Consider the following 15829-nt stretch of genomic DNA (forward strand, 5'->3'; position numbering starts at 1 on the left):
TGAAAGTTTCTCGTGGCGTGATGTCGAAATCGGCCCCGCCCGTTCGATCTATGTATAGAGCGGGCGGCAACGGGCCCCTGCGTACGACCCGAGGAACTCGTCATGACTGCTGCCGTCACACCATCACACCGTCCGATCGACGGTGAGAAGCGGCGTACGCCTGCCGTCATCACCCTGCTCGTGCTGGCCACCTTCGTGGTGATCCTCAACGAGACGATCATGCTCAACGCGATCCCGAACCTGATGAACAGCTTCGGGGTCACCGAGCATGCCGCTCAGTGGGTCTCGACCGCGTTCATGCTCACCATGGCGTCGGTGATCCCGGTGACCGGCTGGTTCCTGCAGCGGGTGACGACCAGGACGGCGTACGCGACGGCCATGGCCGTCTTCATCGCCGGCACCCTGATCTCGGCGATCGCGCCGGTCTTCGGGATCCTGCTCGCCGGCCGGGTCATCCAGGCCGCGGGCACCGCGGTGATGATGCCGCTGCTGATGACCACGCTGATGACGGTCGTCGACGAGAGCGACCGAGGCCGGGTGATGGGCAACGTCACCATGGCGATCTCGGTCGCGCCGGCGCTCGGACCGACCCTGTCCGGGCTGATCCTGGGCTTCGGCTCGTGGCGGCTGCTCTTCCTGCTGGTCCTGCCGATCGCCGTCGGCGTCGCCTGGTCCGGGCTGCGCCGGCTGGAGAACGTCAACGAGCCCGCGGAGTCCAGCGTGGACTGGGCCTCCGTGGTCATCGCGGCGCTCGGGTTCGGTTCGCTCGTCTACGGGCTGAGCCGGTTCGCCGAGGGTGAGGTCGGTCTTCCGCTGGTCATCGCGGGCTTCGGGGCCCTGCTGATCCTCGGGTTCGTGCTCCGTCAGCTCCGGCTGCAGCGGGTCGGATCGCCGCTGCTGGACCTGCGCGCGTTCCTGCACCCCACCTTCACCAAGTCGCTGGTCCTGATGGCGGTCGCGTTCCTGGCGATGATGGGCTCGATGATCCTGCTGCCGCTCTACCTGCAGACCGTGCGCGGGCTCTCTCCCCTCTACACCGGCCTCCTGGTGATGCCCGGCGGTCTCGCGATGGGTCTCCTCGGGCCGACCGTGGGGCGGATCTTCGACAACTACGGTGGCCGGGTGCTCGTGATCCCGGGCTCCGTCGGCATCGTGGTCGCTCTCGCCGGGCTCTCGCAGATCTCGCTGACCACGCCCTACCTGCTCGTGCTGGTGCTGCACCTGGTCCTGATGGTCAGCCTGGCCGCTGCGTTCACTCCGGTCTTCACCTTGGGTCTCGGGTCGCTGCCCTCGCACCTCTACTCCCACGGCTCGTCGATCCTGGGCACGCTGCAGCAGGTCGCGGCCGCGTTCGGCACCGCCCTGGCGGTCACCGTGATGTCCGTACGCAGCGACCAGGTCATCGACGAGGTCGGTGCCGTCGCGGCCGAGGTGAGCGGCCTGCAGGCCGCGTTCATGGTCAGCGCCGGGCTGGCTCTGATCGTGGTCGTGATGGCCGTGCTGCTGCCGGCTCGGGCCGAGGGGCACGAGGAGGCCGCTGCGGAGCCCGTCGAGGAGCCCGAGGCGGATCTCGACGCCGAGCTGGCCGAGCTGTGCGAGCACGGGCGCGAGCCCGCGGTGTGCGGCTGCTAGCCGGCTACGACTCCGAGCGCCACTGGTAGACACCGATCAGCAGCATCCTCAGCTGGGTGCGTACGGTGGCGACGATCTGCTCCTCCTGCTCGGGGCGGGTGGTGGAGAGGATCTGCTCCGCGGTCGCGACCAGGACGGTCACGAACAGCGACGAGAGCACGTGCAGGTCCTTGCCCGTCCAGGTGTCGGTGCCGGTCATCAGCGCCAGGTCGGTGGCGAGCTCGCGCTCGCAGAGCTCGATCTCGCGCCTGATGGCCTCGCGCACCGAACGTGGGCCGGCGACCCGCTCGCGGGCGATGAAGCCGAAGTGGTCGCGGCGCCGGTGAACGTGGTCGACGAGGGCATCGATCGAGCCGTCGACGATGTCTTGGTCCGCCCGCGCGTTGCGGCGTACGTCGCGGAAGAGGTCGCGCAGCGAGTCGAAGGACTCCTCGACCAGCGCCAGCCCGAGCGACTCGATGGAGTCGAAGTGGCGGTAGAACGCGGTCGGGACGATGCCGACCTGCTTGGCGACCTGGCGCAGCGAGAGCGCCGTCAGCGAGCTGTCGGTGCACAGCTCCAGCGTCGCGTCCAGGATCGCTCGCCGGGTCCGGAGCTTGCGCTCCGCACGGCTCTCCGGCTCCGCACCCGTCTCGATCACCAGACCATCCTAGGCGCAGCGGCCGGGGGCCCGTCAGGTGCACACCTGTACACCGTGATCTGGACCACGTCCGTGGCGTCTTGACGCGTGCTGTGGTGACCAGCCATGGTTGTCGGTGTACAGATGTTCACTGAAAGGCGAAACACATGGCACTCGACCTCGGCGGCCGGATCCTCCGCTCCCGCACGGTTGCGGCGCTCGCCTCACCGCACGGCATCGACCGCTACCTGACCCAGATCGACCCGATGCTGGCCGCGCACGAGGTGCGCGCCCGCATCACCGACATCCACCCGGAGGTGAGCGCGCCTGGCGCGCCCCGGGTGGCGACCGTGACGCTCCAGCCCACCTCGACCTGGCGCGGCCACCGCGCCGGCCAGCACGTCAGTGTCGGCATCGACACGGGGGAGGGGCGGCGTACCACCCGCGTCTTCACCGTCTCCAACACCGAGGGCAAGCCGGGTGAGCCGCTCACGATCACGGTGCGCGCCCACGACGACGAGCACGCGACCCCCTACAGCATCTCCAAGTTCCTGACCGAGCGGGCCACCGTCGGCACCCTGGTCCACCTGTCCCAGGCCGAGGGCGACTTCGTCCTCCCCGACCGCGTGCCCGAGCACATCGTGCTGATCTCGGGTGGCTCCGGCATCACCCCGGTGATGTCGATGCTGCGCTCCCTGCAGCGACGTACGCACCGGGGCATGGTCACCTTCCTGCACTGGGCCCCCAGCGCCGACCGCCAGATCTTCGCCGACGAGCTCGAGGAGATCCGTCACCAGGGCCACGGCGTCGACCTGCACATCCTCCACACCGCCGACGGCGCGCCCTACCTCTCCCCGGCGCTGCTTTCGAAGCTGGTCCCGGGATATCGGGACCTGCCGACCTGGGCCTGCGGGCCGGCGTCGCTCATCGAGGCGGCTCAGGCTGCGTACGAAGGCACCGAGTCGCTCCGTGTGGAGTACTTCAAGCCGCCCAAGAACGCCGGCGTCGCCGGCGGCGAGATGGAGTTCGCGCGCAACGGCAAGACCGTCGCCAACGACGGCGCCACGATCCTCGACCAGGCCGAGGCCGCGGGGCTGACCCCCGAGTCCGGCTGCCGGATGGGGATCTGCTTCTCCTGCACGACCAACAAGAGCTCCGGACGGGTCCGCAACGTCCTCACCGGCGAGACCTCCGAGCTCCCCGACGAACAGATCCGGATCTGCGTGAGCACGCCCGAGGGCGACTGCTCCGTGGACCTCTGACGATTCCTCCAAGGAGACACCCCCATGACCACCGTTGAGAACACCGGCAACCGCCGCCTCTCCGCCGAGGAGCTCGAAGCCTTCGGCGCCGAGATGGACGCCATCCGGCAGCGCATCGTCGCCGACCTGGGCGAGAAGGACTCGGCGTACATCTACGACATCGTCAAGAAGCAGCGCGCCTTCGAGCTCGCCGGCCGCGCGCTCTTCTACCTGCCCATGATCGGCTGGGTCCCGGCCGTCGCCTGTCTGTCGATCTCCAAGATCCTCGACAACATGGAGATCGGGCACAACGTCATGCACGGCCAGTACGACTGGATGGGCGACCCCGACCTCAACTCGCGCATGTTCGAGTGGGACAACGTGTGCCCCTCCGACCAGTGGAAGTACTCCCACAACTACATCCACCACACCTTCACCAACGTCCTCGGCAAGGACCGCGACATCGGCTACGGCATCCTGCGGATGGACGAGGACCAGAAGTGGCACCCCTACTTCCTCGGCAACCCGGTGTACGCGTTCCTGCTGATGGTCTTCTTCGAGTGGGGCGTCGCGATGCACGACCTCGAGGTCGAGAACATCGTCGCCGGCAAGCGGAAGATGTCGGACAACGCCGAGCTGCACCGCGGCCTGATGAAGAAGGTCAAGCGCCAGGCGCTCAAGGACTACGTCCTCTTCCCGCTGCTCACCGGCCCGCTGGCGCCGCTGACGTTCCTCGGCAACGGCGTGGCCAACCTGGTACGCAACATCTGGGCCTTCAACATCATCTTCTGCGGCCACTTCCCAGCCGGCGTCGCCTCCTTCTCCCAGGAGGAGTGCGAGGACGAGACCCAGGGGCACTGGTACTACCGCCAGCTCCTCGGCTCCGCCAACATCACCGGCGGGCGCATCTTCCACATCATGTCCGGGAACCTGTCCCACCAGATCGAGCACCACCTCTTCCCCGACCTCCCCGCGCGCCGCTACCCGGAGATCGCCGAGGAGGTCCGCGAGATCTGCGAGCGCTACGACCTGGCCTACAACACCGGCCCGCTGCACCAGCAGCTGTGGGGCGTCCTCAAGAAGATCTGCAGGTACGCCCTGCCCGACCGCAAGCGCCCTGCTGCTGATGGCGTCGAGGCCGCTCCCGCCCTCCAGGGGGTCGCGGCATGACGCCTGACCAGCCACAATGGGTTGTCATGGAGCCCGAGCTGAGCAAGAACGAGATCCGCAAGGATGTCGCCCAGAGCGCCGTCGAGGTCACCGCGACCACCGTCGGTCAGGTGGCGGTCATCATCACCGGCGCCGTACGTGACATGGCCGGTGCCATCGGCGGCATGGCCACCGAGCTCTTCGAGCTCCGCGCCGCGGCGAAGCGAGCCGAGAAAGACCTAGGCGAATAGGTAGTTCTGGCGGCCGAATCCGCAGTTGTGGGCGACGAAAGCTTGGTTTCGTCGCCCACAACTGATTTCTCGGCGCGCAAGAACTACCTACTCGGCGGGGTCAGTCCTCGGGGTCGTCGAGGCGGGCCAGCCAGGTGGCGAGGCGCTCGATCGCCGTCTCGTGCTCGGGGTGGACGTCGACGAAGGCCTGGAGCTGCTCGGCCAGCCAGGCGAGGGTGACCTCCTCGTCGCCCCGACGGGTGACCAGCTCCTCGATGCCGCGGTCGGTGAAGTACATGGCCTCAGTCTTTCATTCTGCGTTCAGCGGTGCGTCGGAGGCCGGGCCTCCGGAGAGGCCGCGTACGACCATGCCGAGGGTGACGTTGATGAGCCGGTCGCGCTCGGTCACAGGGACGTGGCGGTAGGGGCCGTCGACGAAGAGGACCGACAGGCCGTGGACGGTCGACCAGGCGGCCGTCTCGGCATCGGGACGGAGCTCGGGCGCGAGCCAGCCGGCATCGACCAGGTCATCGAGAGCGGTCGTGAGGAAGGCGTACGGCGGGGCTTCCGCCAGGACCTGGGAGAGCTCCTCGGTCGGATGCTCGTCGTCCGTGGCGGGACGGCAGAACGCGGTGCGGAACAGTCCGGGCTGGGCTAGGGCGAAGTGGACGTACCCCCGTCCTGCCGCCGCGAGACGCTGCACCGCGGCCTCGGCCGGGTGGGGAGCGGGGCTCTCGGCGGCCAGGAGTTCGAGGATCGTCGCGGTGAGCCGGTCCATCGCCTCGTGCTTGGCGGCGTGGAGCAGGTCGGACTGGTTGGCGAAGTGGCGGTAGGTCGCGGTCGGGGTCACGCCGACCGCGCGGGCCGCGGCTCGGATGGTCACCGCGTCCGGGCCGCCCTTCTCGGCAAGCGTCGCGGCCGCATCGACCAGCGCGTTCCGGAGGTCGCCGTGGTGGTAGGGCCGGGCGCCCTCGTCCGAGCTCTCAGAGGATTTCACGGAATTCATGTTGACACCTGCCCACATCAAAGGGAAAGTTAACACCTGCAAAGTTTACGCCTGCCCACATTCATTCTGGAGGAATCGTGTTCCACCGACTCGGCACCCTCGTGGTGCGAAATCCGCGCCGGGTCCTGGTGATCGGCCTGGTCGCTCTCCTCGGCGCGATCTATCTGGCCACCTCGGCCTTCGGCAAGCTCGACGACGCCGGCTTCGACGACCCCGCCTCGGAGAGCAGCCGCGCGGCCACCGCGCTGGAGGAGGGCTTCGGCAACGAGGCCGGCTTCCTCCTGACCGTCAGTGCAGCGGACGGCGAGGTGACCGAAGGCACCGCTGCGAAGGACGCTCAGGCGCTCGTCGACCGTCTCCGGGCCGATGACGACATGACCGACGTCGTCTCCTACCTAGATGCCCCCGGCCCCGGTATGACCTCGGAGGACGGCGCCCACGGACTGATCTCCGTCGGCGCCAAGAACCCCGACACGGTCGACGCCGCCGCGGTGATCGACCGCTACACCGACGAGACCGCGAACGACGGGGCCACGGTCCATGTCGGCGGCCAGCTCGCGACCTTCGAGGAGGTCGGCAGCCAGATCGGCGCCGACCTCGCCCTCGCCGAGGCGATCGCGATCCCGCTGATGATCGCGCTGCTGGTCCTCGCCTTCGGCAACGTCGTCGCCGCCATCGTCACGATCGGCGTCGGCGGGTTCGCCATCGCCGGCACCTTCGCCGAGCTCTCGGTGCTCGGCAACTTCACCGACGTGTCCATCTACGCCCTCAACCTGACGACCGGCCTCGGGCTCGGACTCGCGGTGGACTACGGCCTGCTGATGGTGGCGAGGGTCCGCGAGGAGCGAGCCGCCGGTGCGGAGCACGCCCACGCCGTCGTACGTGCCGTGGAGACCGCCGGCCGCACGATCGTCTTCAGCGCCACCACGGTCGCCGTCTCACTGGCCTCGCTGCTCTTCTTCCCGCTCTACTTCCTGCGCTCCTCGGCGTACGCCGGCATCGGGGTCATGGTGATCACCGCGGTGGTCGCGGTCGTGCTGCTCCCTGCCACGATCACCCTCCTGGGCGACCGGATCGACGCCCTCCGCGTCCCCGGCGTACGCGGCCTCCGTGGTGGCGCCGCCCCGTTCTGGACGCGGTTGGCCGGCTTCGTCACCAGGCGGCCGTGGGTGGCGCTCCCGGTCGTGGCCGTCCTGCTCGCGATGGCCGCGCCGCTGGCCGCGATCGAGTTCGGCACCCCCGACGACCGGGTCCTCCCGGCATCGGCGGGGAGCCGTCAGGCCGGCGACCTGCTTCGCGAGGAGTTCGACGGCGACGGCACCAGCCCCATCCGCGTCGTGACCACCTCGAGCGTCGATGAGGAGAGCCTGGCGACGTACGCCGCCGATCTATCCCGGGTCGAGGACGTCGACCGTGTCGACACCCGCGTCGGGACGTACGTCGACGGTGCCCTCGCCTCGACGACACCCGCCCTCCCGCCCGGCGACGGCGCCGACGAGCTCGCTGTCGTCAACCAGCTCGACCGTCAGTCCGAGGAGGCGCGTGACCTGGTCCGTGACGTACGCGCCGTCCCCACCCCGGCCGGGACGGAGGCGCTCGTCGGTGGCGGCGCCGCGGAGCTGCTGGACTCTCTCGACGCGATCGGCGCCAAGCTCCCGTACGCCGTCGGCGGGCTCGCGATCGCGATGGTGGTGATCCTGTTCCTGTTCACCGGCAGTCTGATCCAGCCGCTGCGGGCGCTGGTGCTCAACCTCATCGGCCTCGGCGCGACGGTCGGGACGACCGTGCTGATCTTCCAGGAGGGATTCGGTGCCGATCTCCTCGGCTTCACCGCCATGCCGCTCAACGTCTCGATGGTCGTCCTGCTGCTGGTGATCGCGTTCGGGCTGTCGATGGACTACGAGGTCTTCGTGCTCGGCCGGATCACCGAGATGCGCCGCCGCGGCCTGAGCAACGTCGATGCGGTCGTGCAGGGCCTGGCCCACACCGGTCGGATCGTCACCACGGCCGCCGCCCTGATCGCGACCAGCTTCTTCGCGTTCATGGTCAGCGACATCAGCTTCATGAAGTTCTTCGGCCTCGGGGTCGGGCTGGCGATCCTCATCGACGCGGTCCTGATCCGCGGCATCCTCCTCCCAGCGGCCATGCGGATGCTCGGGGAGGCGGCCTGGTGGGCGCCGCGGCCGTTGCGACGCCTCCACTCGAAGGTCGGGCTCAGCGAAGAGCCGGTCCCGGTCCCGGTCTGAGACGACCAAAACCACGCCGAGTCGGCGCGTTAGAACGCGCCGACTCGGCATGTGGTGCGATCAGGCCATCAGGCGAACGCGCGGTCGATGAGCTCCTTCTGCTCGACCGTGTGCCGCTTGATGGTGCCGACGGCGGTGGTGGAGGAGGCCGGGCGGGTGATCGGCTCGACCTCGCGGCCCAGCTCGGGAACCACGTTGAGGTAGTAGCTCGGCCACGGGCCCTGGTTGAAGGGCTCGTCCTGGACCCACTTGACCTGCGCGTCTGGGTACTTCGCGAGCTCGGTGGCCAGCTCCTCGGTCGGCCACGGGTAGAGCTGCTCGACGCGGACGATCGCGACGTCGTCGCGGTCCCGCTTCTTACGCTCGACCGTGAGGTCCCAGGTGAGGCGGCCGGAGACCAGCAGGACGGTGTTGACCTTCGAGGCGTCCGCCTCGGTGTCGGGGATGACCGGCTGGAACGAGCCCGAGGTGAAGTCGGCCGGCTGTGAGGCGGCCTCCTTGCGGCGCAGCATTGACTTCGGGGTGAAGACGATCAGCGGCCGGTGCTCGGCGCCGAGGGTGTGGGTACGAAGCAGGTGGAAGTAGGAGGCCGGCGAGGACGGCTGAGCCACGACCATGGCCTCGTCGGCACACAGCGTGAGGAACCGCTCGATGCGTGCCGAGGAGTGGTCGGCGCCCTGGCCCTCGTAGCCGTGCGGCAGCAGCAGCACGACACCGGAGTCCTGGCCCCACTTGGTCTTGCCCGCGGAGATGTACTCGTCGATCACCGACTGGGCGCCGTTGACGAAGTCGCCGAACTGCGCCTCCCACAGGACCAGCGAGTCCGGCCGGGCGACCGAGTAGCCGTACTCGAAGCCGAGAGCGGCGTACTCGGAGAGCAGCGAGTCGTAGACGTAGAACTTCGCCTGGTCCTCGGTGAGGTTGTTCAGCGGCGTCCACTCGTCGGCGTTCTTGCGGTCGATCATGGTCGCGAAGCGCTGCACGAAGGTGCCGCGACGCGAGTCCTGACCAGCCAGACGCACCGGGCGCCCGTCCATCAGGAGCGACCCGAACGCGAGCGTCTCGCCCGTGCCCCAGTCGATGCCGCCGTCGGTGATCTGGGTCGCGCGGCGCTGCAGCTGCGGCATCACCTTCGGGTGGACCGTGAAGCCCTCCGGCGGGGTGACGTACGAGTCCGCGATCCGCTTCAGCACGTCGTTGGTGATCGCGGTGACGGTCTCGCCGGCGGGCTTCTCGGGGTAGTCCGGGACGGTCTCCCAGGCCTGCGGCATCTTGTCGGCCTCGCGCACCTCGGTGAAGACCTGCTCCAGGCGAGCCTGGTAGGCGGCCAGCACCTGCTCCGCCTCCTCGATCGTGATGTCACCACGACCGATCAGCGACTCGGTGTAGAGCTTGCGGACCGAGCGCTTCTGCTCGATCAGGTCGTACATCATCGGCTGGGTGAACGACGGGTCGTCGCCCTCGTTGTGCCCGCGGCGGCGGTAGCAGATGAGGTCGATGACGACGTCCTTGTTGAACGCCTGGCGGTATTCGAAGGCGAGCCGCGCGACGCGCACGCAGGCCTCCGGGTCGTCGCCGTTCACGTGGAAGATCGGCGCCTGGACCATCCGCGCGACGTCGGTGGCGTAGAGCGAGGAGCGCGAGGAGCCCGGCGAGGTGGTGAAGCCGACCTGGTTGTTGATGACCAGGTGGACGGTGCCACCGGTGCGGTAGCCACGCAGCTGGGACAGGTTGAGCGTCTCCGCGACCACACCCTGGCCGGCGAAGGCGGCGTCACCGTGGACCAGCAGCGGCAGGACCGGGAAGACCGCGCCCTGGTCGAGCACGTCCTGCTTGGCGCGGGCGATGCCCTCCAGGACCGGGTCGACGGTCTCGAGGTGGGACGGGTTCGCGGCGACGGAGACCTTGATCGTGTCGCCCAGGTCGGAGAGGAACTCGCCCTCGGCGCCGAGGTGGTACTTCACGTCGCCGGAGCCCTGGACCGTGCGCGGGTCGATGTTGCCCTCGAACTCGCGGAAGATCTGGTTGTAGGACTTGCCGACGATGTTGGCGAGCACGTTGAGGCGGCCGCGGTGGGCCATGCCGATCGTGACCTCGTCCAGACCGGCCTCGGCGGCGGCCTCGCAGACCTCGTCGATGACCGGGATCGCGGTCTCGCCGCCCTCGAGGGAGAACCGCTTCTGGCCGACGAACTTGGTCTGCAGGAAGGTCTCGAAGGCCTCGGCCTCGTTGAGCTTCGACAGGATCCGGAGCTGCTCCTGGCGCGGGGTCTTGTCGTAGGGCCGCTCGACGCGGTCCTGGATCCACTGGCGCTGCTCGGGGTCCTGGATGTGCATGTACTCGATGCCGGTGGTGCGGACGTAGGAGTCACGCAGGACACCGAGGATCTCGCGCAGCTTCATGAACGGCTTGCGGCCGCCGGCGAAGGAGCCGACCGGGAACTCGCGGTCGAGGTCCCACAGGGTCAGCCCGTGCGACTCGATCTGCAGGTCGGGGTGCGAACGCTGCTTGTACTCCAGCGGGTCGGTGTCGGCCATCATGTGACCACGCACGCGGTGGGCGTGGATGATCTCGCCGACCTTGACCTGCTTGGAGATCTGGTCGTCGTGGGTGGTGTCGATGTCCTGGTTCCAGCGGATCGGCTCGTAGGGGATCCGCAGCGACGCGAAGATCTCGTCGTAGAAGTCGTTCTCACCGAGCAGGAGCCGGTGGACCGTGGCCAGGAACTCGCCCGACTGCGCGCCCTGGATGACCCGGTGGTCGTACGTCGAGGTCATCGTCATGATCCGCGAGACCGCGCTCTTGGCCAGGGTGGCGTTGGAGGCGCCCTGGAACTCGGGCGGGTAGTCCATCGAGCCGACGCCGATGATCGCGGCCTGGCCCTGCATCAGCCGCGGCACCGAGTTGTTGGTGCCGATGCCGCCGACGTTGGTCAGGCTGACCGTGGTGCCGGAGTAGTCGGCCATGGACAGCTTGTTGTCCTTGGCCTTGCGGACGATGTCCTCGTACGCCGTCCAGAAGCCGGCGAAGTCCATCAGCTCGCAGCCCTTGATGGACGGCGCGACGAGCTGGCGGGTGCCGTCCTTCTTCTGCTGGTCGATGGCCAGACCGAGGTTGATGTGCGGCGGGGTCACCTGGGTCGGCTTGCCGTCGACCTCGGCGTAGGTGTTGTTCATCGCCGGCATCGCCTTGATCGCCTTGATGATGGCGTAGCCGATGAGGTGGGTGAAGGAGACCTTGCCACCGCGAGCGCGCTTGAGGTGGTTGTTGATGACCGTGCGGTTGTCCCACAGCAGCTTGACCGGCATGTTGCGCACGGAGGTCGCGGTCGGCACCGAGAGCGACACGTCCATGTTCTTGGCGGTGGCGGCAGGGATGCCGCGCAGCGTGGTGTAGGTCGGCTCGTCGGTGACGGCGACGGCGGTCGGCTTCGGGGCGTCCTTGGGGGTGGGCGTCGCGGTGCCCTTGGCCGGCTCGGCGGCCTGCGCGGCCGGGCGCGGCTTCGCCTTGGGGGCCGGAGCCGCCTTGGCGGCCGGCGCCTCGGCGGAGGCGGGGGTGGTCGGCGCGGGCGCGGCGGCCGGCGCGCCCGTCGGTGCCGTGGGGACCGGAGACTTGGCAGCGGGCTTCGCCGGGGCGGCGGCGCCGTTCGGCGACGCGCCAGGCTGTCCGTTGGTCTCGAAGAACTTCACCCACACGGGGTCAACACTGCTGGGATCCTTCGTGTACTGGTCGTACATCTCCTCGACCAGCCACTCGTTGGCGCCGAATTCCGCTGGGATGTCGGCAGTGTTGGGGGACGGGGTGCCTGAGGACACGGCTTGATTCGCCTCTTCCGAATTTTCGCACTGTAAGAAATGGGTTGCCCACGGGCAAGGCTATCCCCACGAACACGCAAATGCCCGATGCAGGTTCTCCCTGTGGACAGGATGTAATCCGTCCCACATCTTGCGTTACCTACCGGGTGTACGCGCAACCCGGGTCGGTATGCGTACAGTGGCCCGGTCCCGGAGCAGGTCTATGAGGCGGATTCCCCACATGACGAGCAGCAGTACGAGACCCCGCTGGCCAACCAGCCTGCGGGTCGCAACGGCACTCACGGCGGCGGCCCTGAGCAGCACCTTGGCGCTCACCGGATGCGGCGGCGAGCCCGACAAGCCGGCCGCCTCGCCGTCCCCGTCACCGACCCCGGCAGCCACGGTGAAGTCGGCCACGAAGCTCGTCCACGTGCAGGGCAGGTTCCCCAAGAGCCGGCACCAGGCCGTCGCCACCAACGTGTCCAAGGTCGTCGACCGGTGGCTGCTGGCCGCGTACGTCGGGGGCGACTACCCGCGCGAGACCTCGACCTTCACCGCGAAGTCCTTCCCCGGCTTCTCGAAGGGCACGATCGCCCGGGCCGGCAAGCAGATGACCCAGATGAGCAACGCCACGATCGCTCCTCACATCGACGGGGTCGAGGTGGTCGCCAGCGACGTCCACGTCGATCTGCTGGCCAACAACAACTACCCGGTCGGCGCGGTCGCCCGCGTGCGGCTGGTCTACGACACCACCGGTGAACGTGAGTCGCGCCAGACCGTCCGCGGCACCCTCGACATGGTGCCGACCAAGACCTCCTGGGCCGTCTTCGGCTTCAACATCACCCGCGAGGAGAAGCTGGCACCGGACCCGTCCTCGTCGCCGTCCGCCTCGCCGAGCCCCTCGGGAGAGAAGTCATGAGCCGGATGACCACGTTCGTACGCCGCCGCTTGCTGACCACGCTGGCGCTCGGTGTGGTGCTCGCGCTGACCGCGGTCCTCGTGCCCGACGCCGAGGTCGCCGAGCCGCGCGCGGAGCTGATCGCGACCAAGTGGGCCAAAGGTCTCGACGTCGCCAAGTTCACCCGCAAGGGCGGCACCATCTGGGTCCTCGCTGTCGGCTCCGACGCCCGCCCCGGCCAGAAGACCACCCGCATGCGCGGCGACGCGCTGCACCTGATCGGCTTCAACCCATCCTCGGGCTACGCGACAGACATCAGCATTCCGCGCGACTCCTACGTCAACATCCCCGGTCACGGACGATCCAAGATCAACGAGGCTCTCCTCGTGGGCGGCCCGAAGCTGATGGGGCGCGCCGTCGGCAACCTGGTCGGCGTGCAGCCGCAGTACGTCTTCGTGACCTCCTTCTCCGGCATGAGCGACATGGTGATCGGGATCGGTGGTGTCGACGTCGACAATCCGCGTGCCTTCACCGATTCGTACGTCGCTCCCTACGGCTTCAAGAAGGGCCGGATCCACATCAGCGGTCCTCATTCGGTCGACTTCGCCCGTGCCCGGCATGGCCTGGCCAACGGCGACTTCGACCGTTCGGCCAACCAGTCCCGGGTCATCCGCGGCATCCACCGCAAGATCGTCGCCCGGCAGTACGACATCGGCTTCAAGGCCAAGGGCGTCTCGCTGGTGATGAAGAAGATGCACACCACCGGCATCTCCGGTCGCGACCTCTACCAGCTCGCCAATGCGGTCGCCGCGATCAACCCGAGCAAGGTCCGCACCTGCGTCGTTCCCGGTGGGATCGGCAGCGCCGGCGCGGCCAGCGTCGTCTTCCCCAACGTCGGGGCGGCCCGGGCGATGGGCAAGGACGCACGCAACGACGGCCGGCTCAACCGCGGCTGCCGGGGCTGAGCTCAAGAGTGCGCGGCGACGAAGTCGCGCACCAGCGGAGCGATCCGCTCGGGATGATCGGCGACCACCCAGTGTGAGCCGGCGACCTCGCGGACCGTCAGGTCCGCGACGTACGGCTGCGGGGCCTCGGTCGCCAGCGCCCGGCTGACGTAGACGTCACCGACCGGGGCGATGACCTGGACCGGGACGGTGACCGGCCGTGGCTGCGGGCGTCTCATCCGAGCGATGGCGTTGGCGCGGTAGAGCTCGAGGCCGTTGATCCGGTCGGCCTGGGTACGGTCCACGGCCGAGCCGCCGACGATCCGGTCGAGGACCCCTGAGCGCCAGGCGAGCTCGGGGAGCAGCGGCGCCTGGAAGAGTCCGATGTAGGTCGACTCGGCGCCCTGCTTGAGGCGCTGGAGGACGCCGCGGGTGCTCCGTGCGGGCGTACGCAGCCACGCACCGGTCTGGTCGAGGCTCGGCCCCGAGATCGAGGTGAACGACGCGATCCGCTCGGACGGTACGTTGCCGGCGACCGCCTCCCACGTCTGGGTCGAGCCCCAGTCGTGGCCCAGCAGGTGCACCGGTGAGGACGGGCTGACCGCGTCGATGACGGACTGCAGATCGGCGTTGAGCCGCTCGATCAGATAGCCCTCGCGCGTCGCCGGCGCCTGCGAGCTGCCGTGGCCGCGTATGTCGTAGGACACCATCCGCAGCTCGCTGCCGAGGATCCTCACCAACGGGAGCCAGACGCTGGCGTTGTCGGGGTAGCCGTGGACGCAGACCAGAGTCGGGCGGGTGTCGCCGGGAGACCCGAAGTCGGTGACGGCCAGCGCGAGCCCGTCGGTCGTCGTCACGTAAAGGCTGCTCACATGGGCGAGGCTAGTCCGGCGGAGTTGAGACCGACGTGACACGATTCGCCCCATGGACATCAGCTATCCGGTCACGATCGCCGCTGCTCGCACCTGGTTCAAGCTCGGCGACATCAAGATCAACATGACCGGTGCGGAGCACATCCCCGAGTCGGGCGGTGCCCTGCTGGCGGTCAACCACCTCTCCTTCGTCGACTACATCATGGCCGGGTTCCCCGGGGCGGAGCGCGGCCGGCTGACCCGGTTCATCGCCAAGAAGGAGGTCTTCGACCACCCCGTCGGCGGCCCGGTGATGCGCTCGTTCCACCACATCCCGATCGACCGCAGCTACGGCGCGGCCGGGATGAAGAAGGCCGTCGAGTACCTCCAGAACGGTGAGATCGTCGGGATCTTCCCCGAGGCCACGATCTCCCGCTCGTTCATGATCAAGGACCTCAAGACCGGCACCGTACGCATCGCCGCCGACGCCGGGGTCCCGCTGATCCCCGTCGTGCTGTGGGGCACCCAGCGGATCATGACCAAGGGTCAGAAGGTCGACCTGTCGCGTCACAAGACGATCGGCATCGAGATCGGCCCGCCGCTGCCGGTGACCGGGGAGGACCCGGCCGCCGAGACCGCCGCGCTCCAGTCGCAGATGGAGGCCATGCTCGACCGGCTGATCAAGGCACACCCCGCCGACGAGCAGCCCCCGGGCTCGTGGTGGCTGCCGAAGGCGTACGGCGGCTCGGCGCCCACGCTCGAGGAGGCCGAGGCGATGTACGCCGAGGAGCGCAGGCTTCGCGCTCAGCGGAAGGCCGCGAAGCGGAAGAAGTCCTGAGCTCGCTCTAGGTCGGTGCGCCGGCGCCGGTCATGTGCTCGGCGCCGGTCATCGCGGTGATCGCAACATCGAGGAGCTCGTCGACGACGTCGTCGTAGCTGTGGGTGTCGCCCGAGAAAGGCCTCAGTCGGGGGTTCTGTCCGGTGGCTCCGATGAGTGCGGAAATGGCCTCGCCGGCCTCTTCGCTCACCTTCGCAACTCTCCCCCAGAGAACGGCTTCCGCGTCGCGATCGCCCTGTGGCTCATCGAGCCACCGGGACAGATACGCGAGCAGAGCCGGCGTAGCGTCGGTCATGCGGTCGGAGTCTAGGGCGGTCCCGGTAATTCGGTCGAGCCTTAGGTTTCCGAGCCTGCGTTGTCGCGAGGAACGAGCGACGACGC

The 15829-nt window shown here is 68.6% G+C and carries 14 protein-coding genes; 8 read left to right on the forward strand and 6 right to left on the reverse strand.

What is annotated here, in order from left to right:
• The first annotated feature begins 102 nt into the window (after positions 1 to 102).
• The gene (locus ACIRON_RS08370; protein ID WP_402991476.1) at positions 103 to 1632 is read left to right on the forward strand and encodes an MDR family MFS transporter; all 1530 of its coding nucleotides are present in this window, start codon (positions 103 to 105) and stop codon (positions 1630 to 1632) included.
• Between the two features lie 4 nt (positions 1633 to 1636).
• Here ACIRON_RS08370 and ACIRON_RS08375 read toward each other — a convergent pair whose 3' ends face one another.
• Positions 1637 to 2272 carry a TetR family transcriptional regulator gene (locus ACIRON_RS08375; RefSeq protein WP_402991479.1) on the reverse strand — a complete coding sequence of 212 codons (636 nt, stop codon included), beginning with the start codon at positions 2270 to 2272 and terminating at the stop codon, positions 1637 to 1639.
• Positions 2273 to 2418: 146 nt separating this feature from the next.
• Between ACIRON_RS08375 and ACIRON_RS08380 the strand changes: the two genes are divergently transcribed.
• Genes ACIRON_RS08380 through ACIRON_RS08390 form a run of 3 tightly spaced genes read left to right on the forward strand, consistent with a single transcriptional unit; the run spans position 2419 to position 4892 of the window.
• Entirely contained in the window at positions 2419 to 3513 is a 1095-nt protein-coding gene (locus tag ACIRON_RS08380) for a flavin reductase family protein (RefSeq protein ID WP_402991483.1), read from the forward strand.
• 24 nt (positions 3514 to 3537) lie between these two features.
• Entirely contained in the window at positions 3538 to 4662 is a 1125-nt protein-coding gene (locus tag ACIRON_RS08385) for a fatty acid desaturase family protein (protein ID WP_402991486.1), read from the forward strand.
• Between the two features lie 26 nt (positions 4663 to 4688).
• Positions 4689 to 4892: a hypothetical protein gene (locus ACIRON_RS08390; protein ID WP_402991488.1), complete on the forward strand. Its 204-nt coding sequence runs from the start codon at positions 4689 to 4691 to the stop codon at positions 4890 to 4892.
• 100 nt (positions 4893 to 4992) lie between these two features.
• Here the strand turns inward: ACIRON_RS08390 and ACIRON_RS08395 are convergent, their stop codons facing one another.
• Both ACIRON_RS08395 and ACIRON_RS08400 read right to left on the reverse strand, forming a co-directional pair.
• Positions 4993 to 5169 carry a DUF6104 family protein gene (locus ACIRON_RS08395; protein ID WP_008362094.1) on the reverse strand — a complete coding sequence of 59 codons (177 nt, stop codon included), beginning with the start codon at positions 5167 to 5169 and terminating at the stop codon, positions 4993 to 4995.
• Positions 5170 to 5181: 12 nt separating this feature from the next.
• Entirely contained in the window at positions 5182 to 5868 is a 687-nt protein-coding gene (locus ACIRON_RS08400) for a TetR/AcrR family transcriptional regulator (protein WP_402991492.1), read from the reverse strand.
• Between the two features lie 86 nt (positions 5869 to 5954).
• Between ACIRON_RS08400 and ACIRON_RS08405 the strand changes: the two genes are divergently transcribed.
• A complete protein-coding gene (locus ACIRON_RS08405; RefSeq protein ID WP_402991495.1) occupies positions 5955 to 8123 on the forward strand; it encodes an MMPL family transporter in 2169 nt (722 codons plus the stop codon).
• A gap of 68 nt (positions 8124 to 8191) precedes the next feature.
• Here the strand turns inward: ACIRON_RS08405 and ACIRON_RS08410 are convergent, their stop codons facing one another.
• Complete coding sequence (locus tag ACIRON_RS08410) at positions 8192 to 11938, reverse strand: multifunctional oxoglutarate decarboxylase/oxoglutarate dehydrogenase thiamine pyrophosphate-binding subunit/dihydrolipoyllysine-residue succinyltransferase subunit (RefSeq protein ID WP_402991498.1); 3747 nt, start codon at positions 11936 to 11938, stop codon at positions 8192 to 8194.
• Between the two features lie 220 nt (positions 11939 to 12158).
• Between ACIRON_RS08410 and ACIRON_RS08415 the strand changes: the two genes are divergently transcribed.
• Positions 12159 to 12836, forward strand: coding sequence for a hypothetical protein (locus ACIRON_RS08415; protein ID WP_402991501.1), 678 nt, complete (start codon positions 12159 to 12161; stop codon positions 12834 to 12836).
• Positions 12833 to 13780, forward strand: a complete 948-nt coding sequence (locus tag ACIRON_RS08420; RefSeq protein ID WP_402991504.1) for an LCP family protein — start codon at positions 12833 to 12835, stop codon at positions 13778 to 13780. Before ACIRON_RS08415 ends, ACIRON_RS08420 begins: the two co-directional genes overlap by 4 nt.
• Positions 13781 to 13782: 2 nt before the next feature.
• On the opposite strand, the gene ACIRON_RS08425 is transcribed toward ACIRON_RS08420, so the two are convergent.
• A complete protein-coding gene (locus ACIRON_RS08425) occupies positions 13783 to 14631 on the reverse strand; it encodes an alpha/beta fold hydrolase (protein ID WP_402991507.1) in 849 nt (282 codons plus the stop codon).
• Between the two features lie 52 nt (positions 14632 to 14683).
• Here ACIRON_RS08425 and ACIRON_RS08430 point away from each other — a divergent pair, with 52 nt between their 5' ends.
• Entirely contained in the window at positions 14684 to 15448 is a 765-nt protein-coding gene (locus ACIRON_RS08430; protein WP_091047727.1) for a 1-acyl-sn-glycerol-3-phosphate acyltransferase, read from the forward strand.
• A gap of 7 nt (positions 15449 to 15455) precedes the next feature.
• Here ACIRON_RS08430 and ACIRON_RS08435 read toward each other — a convergent pair whose 3' ends face one another.
• Positions 15456 to 15743 (reverse strand): MazG-like family protein, encoded by a 288-nt coding sequence (locus ACIRON_RS08435; protein WP_402991511.1) that lies wholly within the window; start codon positions 15741 to 15743, stop codon positions 15456 to 15458.
• Positions 15744 to 15829 lie beyond the last annotated feature (86 nt).

This window comes from Nocardioides sp. NPDC101246 (genome assembly GCF_044767415.1).
Lineage (GTDB): Bacteria > Actinomycetota > Actinomycetes > Propionibacteriales > Nocardioidaceae > Nocardioides.

Coding starts and splice junctions, on each gene's coding strand:
- ACIRON_RS08370 (WP_402991476.1), top strand. CDS start 103: ATGACTGCTGCCGTCACACCATCACACCGTCCGATCGACGGTGAGAAG.
- ACIRON_RS08380 (WP_402991483.1), top strand. CDS start 2,419: ATGGCACTCGACCTCGGCGGCCGGATCCTCCGCTCCCGCACGGTTGCG.
- ACIRON_RS08385 (WP_402991486.1), top strand. CDS start 3,538: ATGACCACCGTTGAGAACACCGGCAACCGCCGCCTCTCCGCCGAGGAG.
- ACIRON_RS08390 (WP_402991488.1), top strand. CDS start 4,689: ATGGAGCCCGAGCTGAGCAAGAACGAGATCCGCAAGGATGTCGCCCAG.
- ACIRON_RS08395 (WP_008362094.1), bottom strand. CDS start 5,169: ATGTACTTCACCGACCGCGGCATCGAGGAGCTGGTCACCCGTCGGGGC.
- ACIRON_RS08415 (WP_402991501.1), top strand. CDS start 12,159: ATGACGAGCAGCAGTACGAGACCCCGCTGGCCAACCAGCCTGCGGGTC.
- ACIRON_RS08420 (WP_402991504.1), top strand. CDS start 12,833: ATGAGCCGGATGACCACGTTCGTACGCCGCCGCTTGCTGACCACGCTG.
- ACIRON_RS08430 (WP_091047727.1), top strand. CDS start 14,684: ATGGACATCAGCTATCCGGTCACGATCGCCGCTGCTCGCACCTGGTTC.
- ACIRON_RS08435 (WP_402991511.1), bottom strand. CDS start 15,743: ATGACCGACGCTACGCCGGCTCTGCTCGCGTATCTGTCCCGGTGGCTC.